This is a genomic window from Micromonospora musae (genome assembly GCF_003626635.1).
Lineage (GTDB): Bacteria > Actinomycetota > Actinomycetes > Mycobacteriales > Micromonosporaceae > Micromonospora > Micromonospora musae.
In genome coordinates, this window is sequence record NZ_RAZT01000012.1 from 170,283 (window position 1) to 185,950 (window position 15,668).

Sequence of the window (15,668 nt, forward strand, 5' to 3'; positions counted from 1 at the left end):
GACCCCGTGCCAGTGGGTCCGCTCCCTTGCGGATGAGCGGGTCGGATCAGAGCGGCCGCCCGTCGTGGCCGCACTTGATGACCGGGCGGATGCAGTCGTTGACCCGGCGGGCCATCTCCGCCACCGGCCACGCGTTGAAGAAGTCGCCGTGCATCGTGTAGCCCGGCCCGGAGGCGAGCCGGAACTGCGCCGGGTCGCCGCTGACCGGATAGCGGAGCACCTGCCGCAGCTTCGGCACCGGCACCGGGTGGGTCGCCGGGCAGGCCTGGTTGACCGGGTACGCCATGTGGCTCTTGTGGTCGGGGGAGTCCAGGTCGCGGCCGTTCCAGCACTGCGGGAAGTCCAGGTACGACTCCAGCATGGTGCCGGCCGGGCAGTTCACGAAGTCCTTCGACGGCGGGACCTGCCCGGCGTGCAGGCACGACCAGCGGGCGATGCTGTCGTTCGGGCCGGTCGCCCGGGCGTTGCCGGCGACGATCCGCAGCCCCTGCGGAATCGGTTCGGTGCGGGCGACGACGTCGCTGCGGACGCCCTCGCCCAGGTAGTAGAAGGTGGAGATGATCGGCTCCACGGCCACGTTGTTGCGGTACAACGTCGGCACCCAGTACGACGAGACGTCGACCTGGGGGTTGCAGGTGGTCGGTGAGTTGATCAGATCCGGCAGGGTGGTGAAGGCGTCGGTGACCGTGGCGCCGAAGAAGCTGTGCATGTGCGAGGCGCCGGGCAGGCCCGGGAAGATGATCGGGTCGTCCGGCAGCCGGTGACTGTACGAGCAGTCGGCGGGGAACTCGGCCACCCGGATCGCGTTGACGCCCGGGGCGGCGTCGGCCCGGCTGGTGTCGGCCTGTGCGGTGTCGGCCTGCGCCGTGGTGGAGATGCCGTAGGTGCCGAGTAGGACCAGCAGGGCGCCGAGCGCCGTGGCGAGGCGCAGCCGGCGGCGGATGCCGGAGCGGGGTGAGGCCCTGTCCATCGCGGAACTCCTGTCGGGTGGGTCAGGGACGGGTCCGGCGCCGCCGCCGAAAGGCATCGGAGATCCCTGGCCGGGACTGGTGGTGGGTGCTGCGCGAGCAGGTGAGAGAGCGCTCTCTCGATCCAGCGTCAACCCGACGTCGACAATTGTCAATACGTGCCCGACCGTGAAGCGCCAGGCGGCGAAAAGGGCCGACCCCTGGTGCGGGCCGACCCTTCGAGACATGGTGACGACGAAAGGGCCGACCCCGTGCGGGGCCGGCCCTTTCGGTTACTTCTCGGGTCAGTTGGCGGAGTAGCCGCGGGTGGCGACCCAGTCGGCCAGGTGGTCCACGCTCACCCAGTAGGAGGCGGTGGCCGGGTCGGCCGAGTCGGCGATCTTCACCTCGTGCCCGCCGTCGCGGTAGCCGATGACGCTGATGTAGTGGCCGCCTTCGTAGGAGTGGGTGTTGCCGTCGGTGTCGGTGCTGGTGCCGGCGATGTTGGCGACTACGGCGTGGCCGTCGTCGACGGTGCGGACGATGTCGTCACGCAGCTTGTCGGTCTGCTTGTCGTCGGCGGTGGGGTTGGAGATTTCGACGGAGTGGTAGGCGTTCTTGCCGGTCTCCTTGTTCAGGACGGGGGTGATGTCGTTGATGGAGTTGGTGCCTGCCTCGGTGGTGCCCATTTCCTTGGCCATGGCGTCGACGTTGATGTCCTTGCCCTGGACGGAGAGGGCGTTGCGGGTGGCGGCGGGGCCGCAGTAGTAGAAGTTCGGCTGCGCCTCGTAACGCACGTTCAGTTCACGCTCGCTGTGGCCCTTGCGGTCCTGGACCTGGCTGGCGGGCTTGGACTCGGCGGGGGCGGCGTTGGCGGCGATGGCGGGGCCGGCGATGCCTCCGCCTGCGGCGGCGATGCCGGCGGCGGTGAGGACGGTCTTGCGGATCAGATCGGTACGCATGATGTGTGCCTCTCTGTTCGGGGGTGCACGCGGAAGTGTGTCGGGGTCCGCGTGTGGTGAGGGGGAGGTTCGAAGGCCCGGCGGCGTGGCCTGCTCGGGCGGGTCCGGGGTGTAACGCGGCCGGGTCGGCCGGCATTCCGAGGCGTCTCGTGCGGGTGGCCCGACGGGTGGTCGGGGCGCGTCCCGTGGGGGTGTGCAACGGCCTCGGTGGGCCGGTCATTCCCGGGGGCCCGGCGGGGCGGCGCTGGTGAGGTGCGTTGCCGGGGTGTTCACCGGCGGGGCCGCCCTGCTCGGCCCCTGATTGGGTGCGTCGCCGGGATGTGTAACGGCCTCGGTGGGCCGGTCGTTCCCGGGGGCTCGTCGCGGGTGGCCCGGGTGGTGCGGGGCTCGCGGCGGCGGGGGGTTCAACGACCCGGGGCCGGTGATGATTCCCGGCTGGGCCGGTGGTTCGGGGGCCGGCGAGCGGGGTCGCGCGGCTCGACCATGTTCAACGACCCGGGCCCGGCGATGATTCCGCCGCCGGGGTGGCCCCGACCACGGGACGCCCGGTCTCGAACCGGACACCGGTGGGCCAACCGGCCCGGTTAAACCGGACATTACACCCGGACGGGCGGATGATCCACTCGACCTCATTGAAGTCGCGGTGAATCCGGCGGCGGACACCCCGACCTCATGGAAGTCGAGTCGATCTCCGCGCAAGGCGCCCGTCGTCGACCGATCCGCCCAGACCTCGCGTCGATCTCCGCGCGGCGCCCGTCGTCGACCGATCCCCCCAGGCCTCGCATCGATCTCCGCGCGGCGCCCGTCGTCGACCGATCCTTCCAGACGGCGCGGCGCGCGGCGTCGACCGATCCGCCCAGGGCTCGCGTCGATTTCCGCAAGGCGCGCGGTGTCGACCGGGCCGCCCAGGGTTCGCGTCGATTTCCGCAAGGCGCGCGGCGTCGACCGATCGGCCCAGGCATCGCCCCGCGCTCTTCGGCGGCACGACGCCGCTGGTCGCCGCGGCGCTGGTCGACGGCACCCACAGCCTGATCGCCCGCCGCTCGGTCCGGACGTCGGCGGTGTCGGTTCCGGACGAACGGCCGTTGCGGACGGGAATCGATAAGTGTCACTGTCAAGCTCCCTCCGACCCCGAGGAGCCCCCGATGAGAGGCAGAACGTTGAGCGCGCGGATCGCGCTCGTCGTATGCACCGGGATGACGCTGACGCTCGCCACCCAGTCGCTCGCCGCGTCCCCGCCCGCGCTATCGGCCGTCGCCGCACCTGCCGCGCCGCCTGCTGTCGCGGCCGCACCTGCCGCGCCGGGTGCCGCCGTACCGGCCGCACCTGTCGGGCCAGCCGCCGCCGCGCCGGGCGCCGTCGCACTGGCCGCACCGGACATCTCCATCGCCAACGTGCAGGCGCACCTGACCCAGTTCAACAGCATCGCGAGCAGTAACGGTGGCAACCGGCGAGCGGGCTCCGCCGGCTACACCGCCTCGGTCACGTACGTGAAGACCCGCCTCCAGGCGGCCGGCTACACCGTCACCGAGCAGCGCTGCACCTCCTGCACGTACCCGTCGAACAACCTGATCGCCGAGTGGCCGGGCGGCCCCGCCGACCAGGTGGTCATGTTCGGGGCACACCTCGACGGGGTCTCTGCGGGACCGGGCATCAACGACAACGCCTCCGGATCCGCCGCGCTGCTGGAGAACGCGTTGGTGCTCGCCGCGCAGGACCCGACGATGACGAAGCGGGTGCGGTTCGCCTGGTGGACCGACGAGGAGCAGGGGCTCAACGGCTCCCGCTTCTACGTCAACTCGTTGAGCGCGACGCAGCGCGGCTACATCAAGGGCTACTACAACTTCGACATGGTCGGCTCGACCAACGGCGGCTACTTCATCAACCGCCTCAGCTCGACGACCGCCGCGCCGTTGAAGGCGTACTGGGACTCGCTGGGGCTGCGGCCGGAGGAGAACGTCGAGGGTCAGGGCCGCTCCGACGACTATCCGTTCCAGCAGGCCGGGATCCCCACCTCCGGGTACGCGGCCGGGGCCAGTGCCCGCAAGACCAGCGCCCAGGCCACGAAGTGGGGCGGCACGGCCAACGCCGCGTACGACCCCTGCTACCACCGGTCCTGCGACACCACCGCCAACATCAGCTCGACGGTCCTGAACCGGGCGGCGGACGGCATCGCGTACGCGCTCTGGCAGCTAGCGGTCGGCGACGGCACGGGCGGCTGCTCCGGCGGGCAGGTGGTCACCAACGGCGGCTTCGAGAGCGGCAGCAGCCCGTGGACGGCCAGCTCCGGGGTGATCACCAATTCGAGCGGGCAGCCCGCCCGGACCGGCACCTGGAAGGCCTGGCTCGACGGGCGCGGCCGGACCACCACCCACACCCTCGCGCAGACGGTGACGCTGCCGGCCGGCTGCACGGCCGCCACGCTGGCGTTCTGGCTGCACATCGACACCGCCGAGACGACCAGGACGACCGCGTACGACCGGCTCACCGTGCGGCTCGGCACGACGACGCTGGCGACCTGGTCCAACCTCGACGCCGCTTCCGGCTACCTCCAGCGCACCCTCGACGTCGGCGGGTACGCGGGTCAGACGGTGACGTTGACCTTCACCGGCACCGAGGACTCCTCGTTGCAGACCAGCTTCGTGGTCGACGACGTGACGCTCCAGGCGGGCTGAGCCGGGCCTGCGAGCGGGATGGCTGGCTCGCCCACTCCGACAGTCGGTGACGAGCGGCGGATCACGCCGATCGCCGGTCGAGACGTCGCGAGCGAGCGGGTGCGAACCTGGTCCGCACCCGCTCGTGCCCGCCGGTGACGGGCAGGCAGCCCGACGTCAGGGCAGCTGCGGGTAGAGCGCGGCGATGCCGCCGGAGAGGCCGGCCTGGACCTGTCGGCTGATGTCGTCGGCGACGATCTCGTACGCGTCCGCCTCGACGGCGTCCAGCGTGATCCGGGCGATGTCGGCCGGGTCGGACTTCGGCGCGGTGATGTGTGCGGTCATGTCGGTGTCCATGTAGCCGACGTGCAGGCCGACGACCCGGATGTTCCGCTCGGCGAGCGGGCCGCGCACCGCGTTGGTCAGCGCCCACTCGGCCGCCTTGCCGGCGTTGTACGCGCCGCTGTCCGCCGGGTGCAGCCAGGAGAGCACGGAGTGCACGTTGAGGATCGAGCCGCCGCCGTTGCCGGCGATGACCGGCGTGAACGCCCGGACCATCGACAGGGTGCCGAAGAAGTGGGTCTCCAGCTCCAGCCGGATCGGGTCCAGGTCGGCGTCGAGCAGGTCGGCGCCGGTGCCGGAACCGGCGTTGTTGATCAGCAGGTTGACGTCGTGGGCGAGCTCGGCGGCGGCGGCGACCGAGGCGGGGTCGGTGATGTCGAGCCGGACCGGCGTGACGCCGGGCAGGTCGATGCTCTCCGGGTTGCGGGCCCCCGCGTAGACGGTGGCGCCCCGGGAGACGAGTTCGGCGGCGAGGTGCCGGCCGAAGCCCCGGTTGGCGCCGGTGACGAGGGCGGTGCTTCCGGCGATCTTCATGCGGTTACTCCTAGAGCATCTGGTGGAGAGGGGACGGGTCGGCGTGGCGCCGCCCGGAGGTCATTCGCTGTCGACGCGGAGCAGGCCCGGTCCGGGGCGTACGTCCAGCTCGTCGGGCTCGACGTCGTGCCCGCCGGCGCAGCGCAGTACGGCGTGCACCTCCGCGCCGCAGTCGTGGTGCTCCAGCCGTACCGACGGACCGGCGTCGTCGGCGGCCCAGGTGTCGCCCCACTGCCGGAGCGCGACCAGCACGGGGACGAGCTGTGCGCCCTTGTCGGTCAGCACGTACTCGTCGCGGGTGCGTTTCCCGGGTTCCTGGTAGGGGCGCCGCTCGAGCAGTCCGTCGGCGACGAGCTGCTTGAGCCGGGCGGCGGCGACCGGCTCGCTGATGCCCACCCGGGCGGCGAAGTCGTCGAAGCGCCGGGTGCCGAGGGACGCCTCCCGCAGCAGCAGGAGCGTCGAGCGGTTGCCGACCACGTCGAGCGTCCGGGCGATCGAGCAGTTGGTCATGAGCCAGCCGTCCCGGTCGGCGAGGAGATCCGTCATGCCGGCCACGTTACCCAGGCTGACTTAGGTTAAGCAAAGTCAGCTAGGTCACGCCGGAGCCCGCCGGGTTCGGGAATAGGCCGGAGCCGGCGTCCGTGGCGCTGCCGGATGCCGTCCGTGGGGTCCGCGGGGTGGGTGTGGGACGGGGACCGGCTCGAACGCCGGGTGACGGTCCGTATCCTGTGCCCGAAACCCGATGTGTGGCAGAAGGGAGACGGCGTGGCCAGCCAGGTCGAGACGTTGGAGTTCCAGGCCGAGGCGCGTCAGCTGCTTCAGCTGATGGTTCACTCGATCTACTCGAACAAGGACGTCTTCCTCCGCGAGCTCATCTCGAACGCCTCGGACGCGCTGGACAAGCTGCGGCTGGCCGCCCAGGTCGACAAGGACCTCGACGTCGACACCTCCGACCTGCACATCGAAATCGAGGTCGACCGGGACGCGCGCACCCTGACCGTCCGGGACAACGGCGTCGGGATGACCCGCGACGAGGTGGTCTCGGTGATCGGCACCATCGCCAAGTCGGGCACCGCCGAGCTGCTGCGTACGCTGCGGGAGTCCGCCGACGCCAACGCCTCGCAGGAGCTCATCGGGCAGTTCGGCGTCGGCTTCTACGCCGCGTTCATGGTCGCCGACGCGGTGGAGCTGCTCACCCGCAAGGCCGGCGAGCCGGGCGGGACGCGCTGGTCGTCCACCGGCGAGGGCAGCTACTCGATCGAGTCGGTCGACACGGCCCCGCAGGGCACCTCGGTCACCCTGCACCTCAAGCCGGCCGACACCGAGGACAGCCTGCACGACTACACGGCCGAGTGGACGATCCGGGAGATCGTCAAGCGTTACTCCGACTTCATCGCCTGGCCCATCCGGATGACCGTCGAGCGGCCGGGCGAGGAGGGCGCGACCACGCGCGAGGAGCAGACGCTCAACTCGATGAAGGCGCTCTGGGCGCGTTCCCGTGACGAGGTCGAGCAGGCCGAGTACCACGAGTTCTACAAGCACGTCGCGCACGACTGGGCGGATCCGCTGGAGATCGTGCACATGAAGGGTGAGGGCACCTTCGAGTACGAGGCGCTGCTCTTCCTCCCGGCGCACGCGCCCCTGGATCTCTTCGCGCCGCAGGGGCGGCGCGGCGTCCAGCTGTACGTCAAGCGGGTGTTCATCATGGACGACTGCGAGGCGTTGATGCCGAACTACCTGCGCTTCGTCAAGGGCGTGGTGGACGCGCACGACCTGTCGCTGAACATCTCCCGGGAGATCCTGCAGCAGGACCGGCAGATCCAGGTGGTCCGGCGACGCCTGGTAAAGAAGATCCTCGCCACGGTGAAGGATCTGAAGGCCAATCACGCCGAGCGGTACCGCACGCTCTGGAGCGAGTTCGGCGCGGTCGTCAAGGAAGGGCTCATCGACGACACGGAGAACCGGGACACGCTCCTGGAGCTGGTCAGCGCCGCCTCCACCCAGGACCCGGCCGAGCCGACCGACCTGCGGGGTTACGTCGACCGGATGAAGGACGGCCAGGGCGAGATCTGGTACGCCACCGGCGAGTCCCGGGCCATGCTGGAGAACTCGCCGCACATGGAGGCGTTCCGCGCGCGGGGCCTCGAGGTGCTGCTGCTTACCGACCCGGTCGACGAGGTGTGGGTGGAGCGGGTCGGCGAGTACGACGGCAAGCCGCTGCGCTCGATCGCCAAGGGCGACGTCGACCTGGACACCGACGACGAGCGCGAGCAGGCCGAGGCGGAGCGGGAGCAGCAGCGCAAGGACCACGCCGAGCTGGTCGCCTGGATGAGCGGCGTGCTCGCCGAGGACGTGAAGGAGGTGCGGCTCTCCTCCCGGCTGACCACCTCGCCGGCCTGCGTCGTCGGCGACGCGCACGACCTCACCCCGACGCTGGAGAAGATGTACCGGGCGATGGGGCACGAGGTGCCCTCGGTCAAGCGGATCCTCGAACTGAACCCGGGGCACCCGCTGGTCGCGGGGCTGCGCAAGGCGCACGAGCAGGGCGGTGACCAGGCGGAGCTGCGGGAGACCGCCGAGCTGTTGTACGGGATGGCGCTGCTCGCCGAGGGCGGTGAGCTGGCCGATCCGTCCCGCTTCACCCGGCTCCTCGCCGAGCGGCTCTCCCGCACCGTCTGAGCCGTCCGCGGCCGGTCGGCGGCGCCCCCGCGTGGGTGTCCCGCCGGCCGGCGGTGGAAGTCGTGACTAGGGTCTGTTTCATAAGGCTCGCCCGAGCGAGCCGAGGCCCAGGCGGCGGTCCGGCAAGGCGGAGGTTCGTCCGGATACCGGTGTTGTATCCGGACGAACCTCCAACGCGGCCGGTCGTCGCCTGGGGCCGGCGCAGCCGGGCACGGTCTTATGAAACAGACCCTAGATCGAGCCGGTGAACTGGCTCATGTGGTAGGCGGTGCTGCGACCGTCGGGCGTCCGGGTCCACTTCGACACCATCAGGTGCAGGTCGTTGGGCTGCCGGCTGGACCAGGGGTGGACGAAGCCGCCGTAGAGGCCGGGCTCCTGCCAGGAGGTGACCTGGACCTTCTCGCCGCTCCAGACCTGATCCGGCCCGGTGGCGGTACGGGTGACGATGCAGCCGTTGGCGCAGTTGAGGTACGACATCACCCAGGTGCCGTCGGTGAGCCGGCGTACGGAGGGTTCGCCGAACCGGCCGGTCAGGATGGGGGTGCACGGGCGGCCCCAGCCCCAGTTGCTGCCGTTCCACCCCCACCCCTCGTACGACTCGGGATAGAAGAGGCGGTCCCAGCGGACTCGGCGCAGCATCATCGGGCCGTCCTGCCGACCGGCGCGTACGGAGAAGACGTAGACCCAGTCGCCGTCGCGCTGCATCGTCCACATCTGGAACGGGTCGCTGTTGCCGGCGTTGTTCCACCACTTCAGCGGCGTACGGACGAAGTCGTTGCCGTTGTCGCTGTAGGCCAGGCCGGCGTAGCGCGACCGCCAGTGCGGGCCGGCGGGGCCGGCGGAGTTCCAGTTCTCGATGCTCATGTACGAGATGAGCTGCCGGCCGGTCTCCGGGAAGCTGATCCCGTCGTTGGGGATGACGGTGACCTCCCAGAGGCCGTCGATCCCGATGCCGTTGTGGCCGTTGTGCATCAGCTCCGGGGCGCGGCCGTTGCCGGCGACCCGGGCCGCGCTGTCGAAGACCACTCCGCCGGCCGCTCCCGGGTGGACGGCGGAGCGCAGCATCACCGGTGACCGCCAGTCGTTGGGCAGCGGGGGGCCCTCCGGCCACGGGGTGTTGAAGGTGTCGCCGAAGAGGTAGCCGATGGAGCCGTTCTCCAGCACGTAGGGGATGCCGAGGTCGGTGCCGGCGACCTGCCACCGGCCGTTGGTGTCGAGGTCGGCGCCGGTGAGGCGCTTCTTCCAGGTGGCGGCGTGGGCCTCGGAGGAGAGGGCGAGCGCCGGGGCGACGGCGGCGGCCGCGCCGACCGTGCCCGTCCTGATGAGGAAGGACCGACGGTTCAACGTCATGTCTGTCCTCTCGTTTCGCACGGCCGGGCGGCGGTGACGGCCGTTGCCCGGACGGGGTGACGTACCCCCGAAGTCAAGTCCTGACCGTCGAGGCATGTCAATACCCCTCCCCGTCGGGTCGGTCGCCGGGAATGGCGGGTGGGCCGCGGGCGGACCTGTCGCGGGTGGCCCGCGCCGGCGCCGCAGGCGTCCCGAGGCGGCCCGTCTTCGCTGGTCGAGCGGGTCGGACTCGGACTTTCTCCGCTGTCCTCTTAGGACTTTCGCGACACCTGTGCTGCTCACGCCGGGCAGCGCGTCGGTGACTTTCGTTGGTTTGTAGGAAAGTCGAGCCGGGGGCAACGAAAGCTCTGGACACGTTCGGGCCAAGTTAGTACTGTCGGGATCCATCGATATGTTTCAGCGAGATGAACCGGCCGCGCGGTGAATCTCGAACGGTGACCCCAGGCGGCGCAGCACGTCCGGCGGTCACCGGCCCGGCCAGGGACGACACCCCGGGTCGGCGTGCGCCCTGCGACCCGGCGCTGCGAAGTGCCGAGGGCGTAACCGATTCGCTCCCGATGCCCGCCTCGTGAGCTCCGAGGCGGCCCGACCACCCGTTCGGCTCCACGCTGAACGCTGCCCGGTGACTCGGGTGATCCGGCTCGCCCGCCCTCGACGGGCGAGCTCCAACCTCACACAGGACGACCGTGGCGCCGCCACGGCCGGGGATTCCGTGCGGCCAAGGAGGGGGCCCACGGTACCGCCGAACGGCGACATATCTGGACAAGAGGTGAGCTGACATTCACGGGGGATGCCTGGCCCCGGGGATGCGCGCCTCGGACCTGGGAGAGAGGCATCGATGAAAGGCTACTCACCCCCTGGCCGGCTCCGGGCGGGCCGGCTCCGGAGATCGATCGCGGCCGTTGCCACGGCCGCTCTCGTCTGGCTGACCGCGGGAGTCGTGGCGGTGCCGGCGAGCGCGAAACCGGTCGACACGGAACCGCCGACCGCTCCGGCGGCGGCCCAGCCCCGCCAGCTGCAGGCCCAGGTGCTCACCTGGACCGCCGGCGACGACTTCCTGGCCTACCGCTCCGCGCCCACCACCGCGGTGGCCGGCCCGGCGACGCTCGTCTTCGAGAACAGCGCCGCGACCGGCAACACCACCGGCATGCAGCACACCCTGACGTTCGACACCGGCAACCCGGCGTACAACACCGACGTCGACGTGAACATCCTGGCCGACCCGAACGACGCCAACGGTGGCCGGTGGAGCGTGGACGTGACGCTCTCCCCGGGCACCTACCGGTACTTCTGCGCGATCCCCGGCCACGGCAGCATGACCGGGCTCCTGGTCGTCTCCGGCGGAGGCTCCGACACCACGGCGCCGACCGTGACCGCCGAGGTGACCGGCGAGCAGAACGACAACGGGGAGTACGTCGGCAGCGCCACCGTGAACCTGTCGGCGACCGACAGCGGCTCGGGCGTCGACAAGGTCGAGTACTCGCTGGACGGCGGCCCCTACGGCGTCTACTCGGCGCCGGTGACGGTGAGCCAGCCGGGTGCGCACACGGTCAGCTACCGGGCCACCGACAAGGCGGGCAACACCTCGGAGGTGAAGACCGAGTCGTTCACCGTGGCCGAGCCCCAGTCCGACGACACCACCGCCCCCACCGCGACCGCGTCGGTGACCGGTCAGCAGGACGACGAGGGCGCGTACGTGGGTAACGCCACGGTGACCGTGTCGGCCACCGACACCGAGTCCGGGGTCGACAAGATCGAGTACTCGCTCGACGGCGGCGCCTACGCCGTCTACTCCGCGCCGGTGAGCGTCAACGCCGTGGGTCAGCACACCGTCAACTACCGCGCGACCGACAAGGCCGGTAACACCTCGACGCCGCAGTCGGTGTCGTTCACCGTGGTGCCGCCCCAGGTCGAGGACACCACCGCGCCGACCACGGCCGCCATGCTGCACGGCGAGCAGAACGGCGACGGCGCGTACGTGGGCAGCGTCATGGTGATGCTGTCGGCGACCGACGCCGAGTCGGGCGTGGACCGGATCGAGTACTCGCTCGACGGGCAGCCCTACGCCGTCTACTCGGCGCCGGTGACGGTGAACCAGCCCGGCGCGCACGCGGTCAACTACCGGGCCACCGACAAGGCGGGCAACACCTCGGAGGTGAAGAGCGAGTCCTTCACCATCGCCGAGTCCGAGCCGGACGACACCACCGCCCCCACCGCGACCGCCTCCGTGGCGGGTCAGCAGAACGCCGAGGGCGCGTACGTCGGCAACGCCACGGTGACCGTGTCGGCCACCGACACCGAGTCCGGGGTCGACAAGATCGAGTACTCGCTCGACGGCGGCGCCTACGCCGTCTACTCCGCGCCGGTGAGCGTCAACACGGTGGGTCAGCACACCGTCAACTACCGGGCGACCGACAAGGCCGGCAACACCTCGGCGGTGCAAGCGGTGTCGTTCACCGTGGTCGCGCCCCCGCCGCAGGACACCACCGCCCCGACCACCTCGGCCGTGCTGCACGGTCAGAAGAACGCCGAGGGCGCGTTCGTCAGCAGCGCCACGGTCGTGGTGACGGCGACCGACACCGGGTCGGGCGTGGACCGGATCGAGTACTCGCTCGACGGGCAGCCCTACGCCGTCTACTCGGCGCCGGTGACGGTGAACCAGCCCGGCGCGCACGCGGTCAACTACCGGGCCACCGACAAGGCGGGCAACACCTCGGCGGTGAAGACGGTCTCCTTCACGGTGGTCGCACCCCCGTCGGACGACATCACGGCACCGACCGTGACCGCGTCGATCACCGGCCAGGTCGACGGTGACGGCGCCTACCTCGGCAGCGCCAGCGTGACGCTCTTCGCCTTCGACAGCGGCACCGGCGTCGACCGGATCGAGTACGCCCTCGACGGCGACGAGTACCAGCGCTACACCCGCCCGGTCACCATCGACCAGCCGGGCGACTACACGCTCAGCTTCCGGGCCACCGACAAGGTCGGCAACACCTCCGGCACCGGCTCGCTCACCTTCACCGTGATCGGGAACGGCTCGGGTGCGAACTGCCTGGTGCCCGACACCCGGGCGACGGTGTGGTTCGGCACGCTCGACAGCGGCGTACCCAACAAGCCGGTCTACGGCGAGTGCACGATCAACAACCTCTTCGAGGGGCAGCGGACCTGGATCGACCACGCCGAGTTCGTCGCGCACGTCAAGGTGGTCGCCGAGCACCTGGGCCACCTCGAGGTGCTCACCAAGAAGCAGCGCACCCAGCTCATCGAGGCCGCCCGCAACTCGGGCGTCGGCAAGCCGGAGGCCCGCAGCGGGTACCAGCCGCTGCTCGACTCCAGCAAGGCGTCGTTCAACAGGTGGGAGCACGTCGGTGGAGGCGGCTTCCTCCGTAACGCCGACGGATCGATCACCAGCAAGGCCGTCCCGGGCATGGGCATGCTCTGGTTCCCGGAGCAGGCGTACGGGGACTTCTCGCTGAAGCTGCAGTGGCGGGACGACGCCCCGGGCGACGGTCGCGCCAACAGCGGGGTCTTCGCCCGCTTCCCGCAGGTCCACGACCACCCGGACGAGTCCCGGCCGGAGTGGGTGGCCATCAAGTACGGCCACGAGCTGCAGATCTACGACCGGCCCGACGGCGACCAGTACAAGTCCGGCTCGGTGTACGGCTTCGACCAGGTCGACCTCTCCGGTTCGCGGGTCACGCCCAAGGGCACCTGGAACGACTACGAGATCCGGGTGGTCGGCCAGCACTGGTCCATCTTCCGCAACGGCGAGCTGATCAACGAGTACGTCAACACCCCGGACGCCGTCTTCAGCCCGCCGCGATCCGACGACCCGGGCGGCGCCGGACGGCAGAGCGCCAGCGGATACATCGGCCTGCAGAACCACGGCGAGGGCGACGTCATCAGCTTCCGCAACGTCCGGATCGCCCCGTTGACGCCGGCCGCCGCCGGTAACTGAGCGAAGGGAACCACCAATGGCAAAGCAGAAGATCGACCGTCGGGCCCTGCTACGTGGTCTCGCCGGCACGACCGTCGCGGTCGGCGCGGCCAGCCTCACCGGCGCCCTCCCCGTCGCCGCGGCGGCCGGCCGGTTGATTCCCCAGGGGCACATGGGCATCCAGCTCTACAGCGTCCGCGACAAGATCAACGAGTTCGGATTCGCGTACGTCTTCGACGAGCTGTCCCGGATCGGCTACCGCGAGGTCGAGTTCGCCGGCTACACCCAGGGCAACGTCGGCACCATCACCCCGCAGCAGATCCGCCAGTTGCTCGACGTCAACGGGCTCAAGGCGGTCGGCAGCCACCGCGGTCTCGGCGACTTCCGCCGGAACCTGGAGCAGGAGCTCGACATCGCCGAGACGCTCGGCATGCCGAACATCGGCACGGCCGAGGCGCCCACCGGCGACCGCACCATCGCCGGCTACCAGAAGGCGGCGGAGGAGTTCAACACGTGGGGGGCCGCCGCGACCGCTCGCGGGCTGAAGCTCTACCAGCACAACCACACCATCGAGTTCAGCTTCGCCACGGACCGACCGGACGTCCGGCTCTACGACCTGTTCCTGGAGCTCACCGACCCGCGGTTCGTGTACCTGGAGTTGGACATCCTGTGGGCGTACGGCGGCGCGCGCAAGTACCCCGGCTTCCGGCCGGTCGACTACGTCAACGCCCACCCCGAACGGTTCCCGATGTTCCACGTCAAGGACGGCGTCCCACTGCCCGACCCGCAGCAGGGCAACTCCTACCTCGACGTGGAGTTCGGCGCCGGCGTCATCCCGTTCACCGAGTTCTTCGGTGAGCTCAAGCACCGGGGCCGGTTCGAGTACCTCTGGGAGCAGGACAGCGCGCCCAACGCCCAGCCGAACCCGCCCGGCTCGCTCGGCGCCGCCGCACGCAGCTACCGGCGGATGCGCAACCTGCGGGGGACCAAGTGACCGCCTCCGCCTGGCGGCTCACCGACGGCGGTCCGGCACCGGAACCCGGGCCGAAGGCGGAGTCCGGGGCCACACCGGACACGCCGCCGGCCCGCTCCGGCTCCACCACCCGCCGGATGCTGGTGGTCGCCGCGATCGTGGTGCTGAGCCTCGTCGGCGCGGGCGGGTTCGCCGTCGCGGGCGGGGCCGCCGCGCTCCTGCCGGAACGCCCCGAGGGCTGCAACCAGCCGGACCGTACCGTCACGCTCTACGCGGTAGAGCTGCCCCGCGACGGCAACCAGATCCGGCTCGGCTACGGCCTCACCCCGCAGACGGCCTCCTACCCGGGCCCCACCATGGAGATGATCGAGGGGGAGTGCCTCGCCGTCACCCTGCACAACCAGGTGCCCGCCGCGACCCTGGAGCAGCTGCGCACCGACCCGACCCATCCGCTCGGTGTCTCGCTGCACGTGCACGGCGTGAAGTACACGCAGCTCTCCGACGGCACGGCGCAGAGCTTCTCGTACGTCCCGCCCGGCCAGTCGCGCACCTACACCTGGTACGCCAAGAAGCGCGACCGTACCGCCGGGACCCCGGGCACGGCCGGCTACTGGTGGTACCACGACCACGTGGTGGGTGGCCCGCACGGCACCAAGGGCATCGGCTCCGGGCTCTTCGGCGGCCTGGTCGTACGGCGGGTGGGGGATCCGAAGCCGGACCGGACCTACATGTCCGTCTTCGGGGACCAGCAGAGCATCAACCTGCGCCGGGGTGCTGCCGCCGACACCTGTGATCCGGTGAACCCGGTGCCCGGCCCGACCTGCATCGTCGCCAAGAAGGGGGAGCGGGTCGAGTTCATCGTGGTGGGCATCGGCAACGACATGCACACCTTCCACATCCACGGGCACTCGTGGGCGGACACCCGGACCGGGGTGTTGACCGGCACCAACGCCGAGACCGACCAGGTGCAGACCATCGACAACAAGACGGTCGGGCCGGGTGACTCGTTCGGTGTGCAGATCATCGCCGGGGACTCGGTCGGTCCGGGCCACTGGATGATCCACTGCCACATGCAGTTCCACTCGGACGCCGGGATGTACACGACCATGCACGTCCTGGACGAGAACGGCAACATGCCGCCCGGCGGCGGCCACGAGCACAGCGCGACCAGCAGCGGCGCGGCCCCGGCGGGCAGCGGCGCCGGAGTGCACCAGCACAAGTGATCGCCGACGGCGTGGGGTGGCCGCCGAACCGCTCCGGCGGCCACCCCCACGCCCCGAACCCCGTCAA

At 70.7% G+C, this 15,668-nt stretch carries 10 protein-coding genes; 5 read left to right on the forward strand and 5 right to left on the reverse strand.

Annotated elements, in window-relative coordinates:
- Positions 1–46: 46 nt before the first annotated feature.
- Positions 47–970, reverse strand: a complete 924-nt coding sequence (locus D7044_RS23675; protein WP_120690238.1) for a DUF1996 domain-containing protein — start codon at positions 968–970, stop codon at positions 47–49.
- 282 nt (positions 971–1,252) lie between these two features.
- Positions 1,253–1,909 carry a C39 family peptidase gene (locus D7044_RS23680; protein WP_120690239.1) on the reverse strand — a complete coding sequence of 219 codons (657 nt, stop codon included), beginning with the start codon at positions 1,907–1,909 and terminating at the stop codon, positions 1,253–1,255.
- Between the two features lie 1,145 nt (positions 1,910–3,054).
- On the opposite strand from D7044_RS23680, the gene D7044_RS23685 reads away from it, so the two are divergent.
- Entirely contained in the window at positions 3,055–4,584 is a 1,530-nt protein-coding gene (locus tag D7044_RS23685) for a M28 family peptidase (protein ID WP_233565099.1), read from the forward strand.
- Positions 4,585–4,740: 156 nt separating this feature from the next.
- Here the strand turns inward: D7044_RS23685 and D7044_RS23690 are convergent, their stop codons facing one another.
- Positions 4,741–5,439: an SDR family oxidoreductase gene (locus D7044_RS23690; protein ID WP_120681905.1), complete on the reverse strand. Its 699-nt coding sequence runs from the start codon at positions 5,437–5,439 to the stop codon at positions 4,741–4,743.
- Positions 5,440–5,499: 60 nt separating this feature from the next.
- A complete protein-coding gene (locus D7044_RS23695) occupies positions 5,500–5,985 on the reverse strand; it encodes a winged helix-turn-helix transcriptional regulator (protein WP_120690241.1) in 486 nt (161 codons plus the stop codon).
- A 219-nt stretch (positions 5,986–6,204) separates the two neighbouring features.
- On the opposite strand from D7044_RS23695, the gene htpG reads away from it, so the two are divergent.
- The gene (gene htpG / locus D7044_RS23700; protein ID WP_267900772.1) at positions 6,205–8,118 is read left to right on the forward strand and encodes a molecular chaperone HtpG; all 1,914 of its coding nucleotides are present in this window, start codon (positions 6,205–6,207) and stop codon (positions 8,116–8,118) included.
- 231 nt (positions 8,119–8,349) lie between these two features.
- Here htpG and D7044_RS23705 read toward each other — a convergent pair whose 3' ends face one another.
- Complete coding sequence (locus tag D7044_RS23705) at positions 8,350–9,468, reverse strand: DUF4185 domain-containing protein (protein ID WP_120690242.1); 1,119 nt, start codon at positions 9,466–9,468, stop codon at positions 8,350–8,352.
- A gap of 838 nt (positions 9,469–10,306) precedes the next feature.
- Here D7044_RS23705 and D7044_RS23710 point away from each other — a divergent pair.
- From D7044_RS23710 to D7044_RS23720, 3 genes are read left to right on the forward strand one after another with little or no spacing between them, the layout of a single operon-like run.
- Positions 10,307–13,426 carry an OmpL47-type beta-barrel domain-containing protein gene (locus tag D7044_RS23710; protein WP_120690243.1) on the forward strand — a complete coding sequence of 1,040 codons (3,120 nt, stop codon included), beginning with the start codon at positions 10,307–10,309 and terminating at the stop codon, positions 13,424–13,426.
- A gap of 16 nt (positions 13,427–13,442) precedes the next feature.
- Positions 13,443–14,399, forward strand: a complete 957-nt coding sequence (locus D7044_RS23715; protein WP_120681911.1) for a sugar phosphate isomerase/epimerase family protein — start codon at positions 13,443–13,445, stop codon at positions 14,397–14,399.
- Positions 14,396–15,601 carry a multicopper oxidase domain-containing protein gene (locus D7044_RS23720; protein ID WP_199716741.1) on the forward strand — a complete coding sequence of 402 codons (1,206 nt, stop codon included), beginning with the start codon at positions 14,396–14,398 and terminating at the stop codon, positions 15,599–15,601. The genes D7044_RS23715 and D7044_RS23720 overlap by 4 nt, the downstream gene beginning before the upstream one ends.
- Positions 15,602–15,668 lie beyond the last annotated feature (67 nt).

Bases quoted from the DNA above. Each gene is read 5' to 3' on its own strand.
- D7044_RS23715 (WP_120681911.1), top strand. From the start codon at position 13,443: ATGGCAAAGCAGAAGATCGACCGTCGGGCCCTGCTACGTGGTCTCGCC.
- D7044_RS23680 (WP_120690239.1), bottom strand. From the start codon at position 1,909: ATGCGTACCGATCTGATCCGCAAGACCGTCCTCACCGCCGCCGGCATC.
- D7044_RS23690 (WP_120681905.1), bottom strand. From the start codon at position 5,439: ATGAAGATCGCCGGAAGCACCGCCCTCGTCACCGGCGCCAACCGGGGC.
- D7044_RS23685 (WP_233565099.1), top strand. From the start codon at position 3,055: ATGAGAGGCAGAACGTTGAGCGCGCGGATCGCGCTCGTCGTATGCACC.
- D7044_RS23710 (WP_120690243.1), top strand. From the start codon at position 10,307: ATGAAAGGCTACTCACCCCCTGGCCGGCTCCGGGCGGGCCGGCTCCGG.
- D7044_RS23675 (WP_120690238.1), bottom strand. From the start codon at position 970: ATGGACAGGGCCTCACCCCGCTCCGGCATCCGCCGCCGGCTGCGCCTC.
- D7044_RS23705 (WP_120690242.1), bottom strand. From the start codon at position 9,468: ATGACGTTGAACCGTCGGTCCTTCCTCATCAGGACGGGCACGGTCGGC.
- D7044_RS23695 (WP_120690241.1), bottom strand. From the start codon at position 5,985: ATGACGGATCTCCTCGCCGACCGGGACGGCTGGCTCATGACCAACTGC.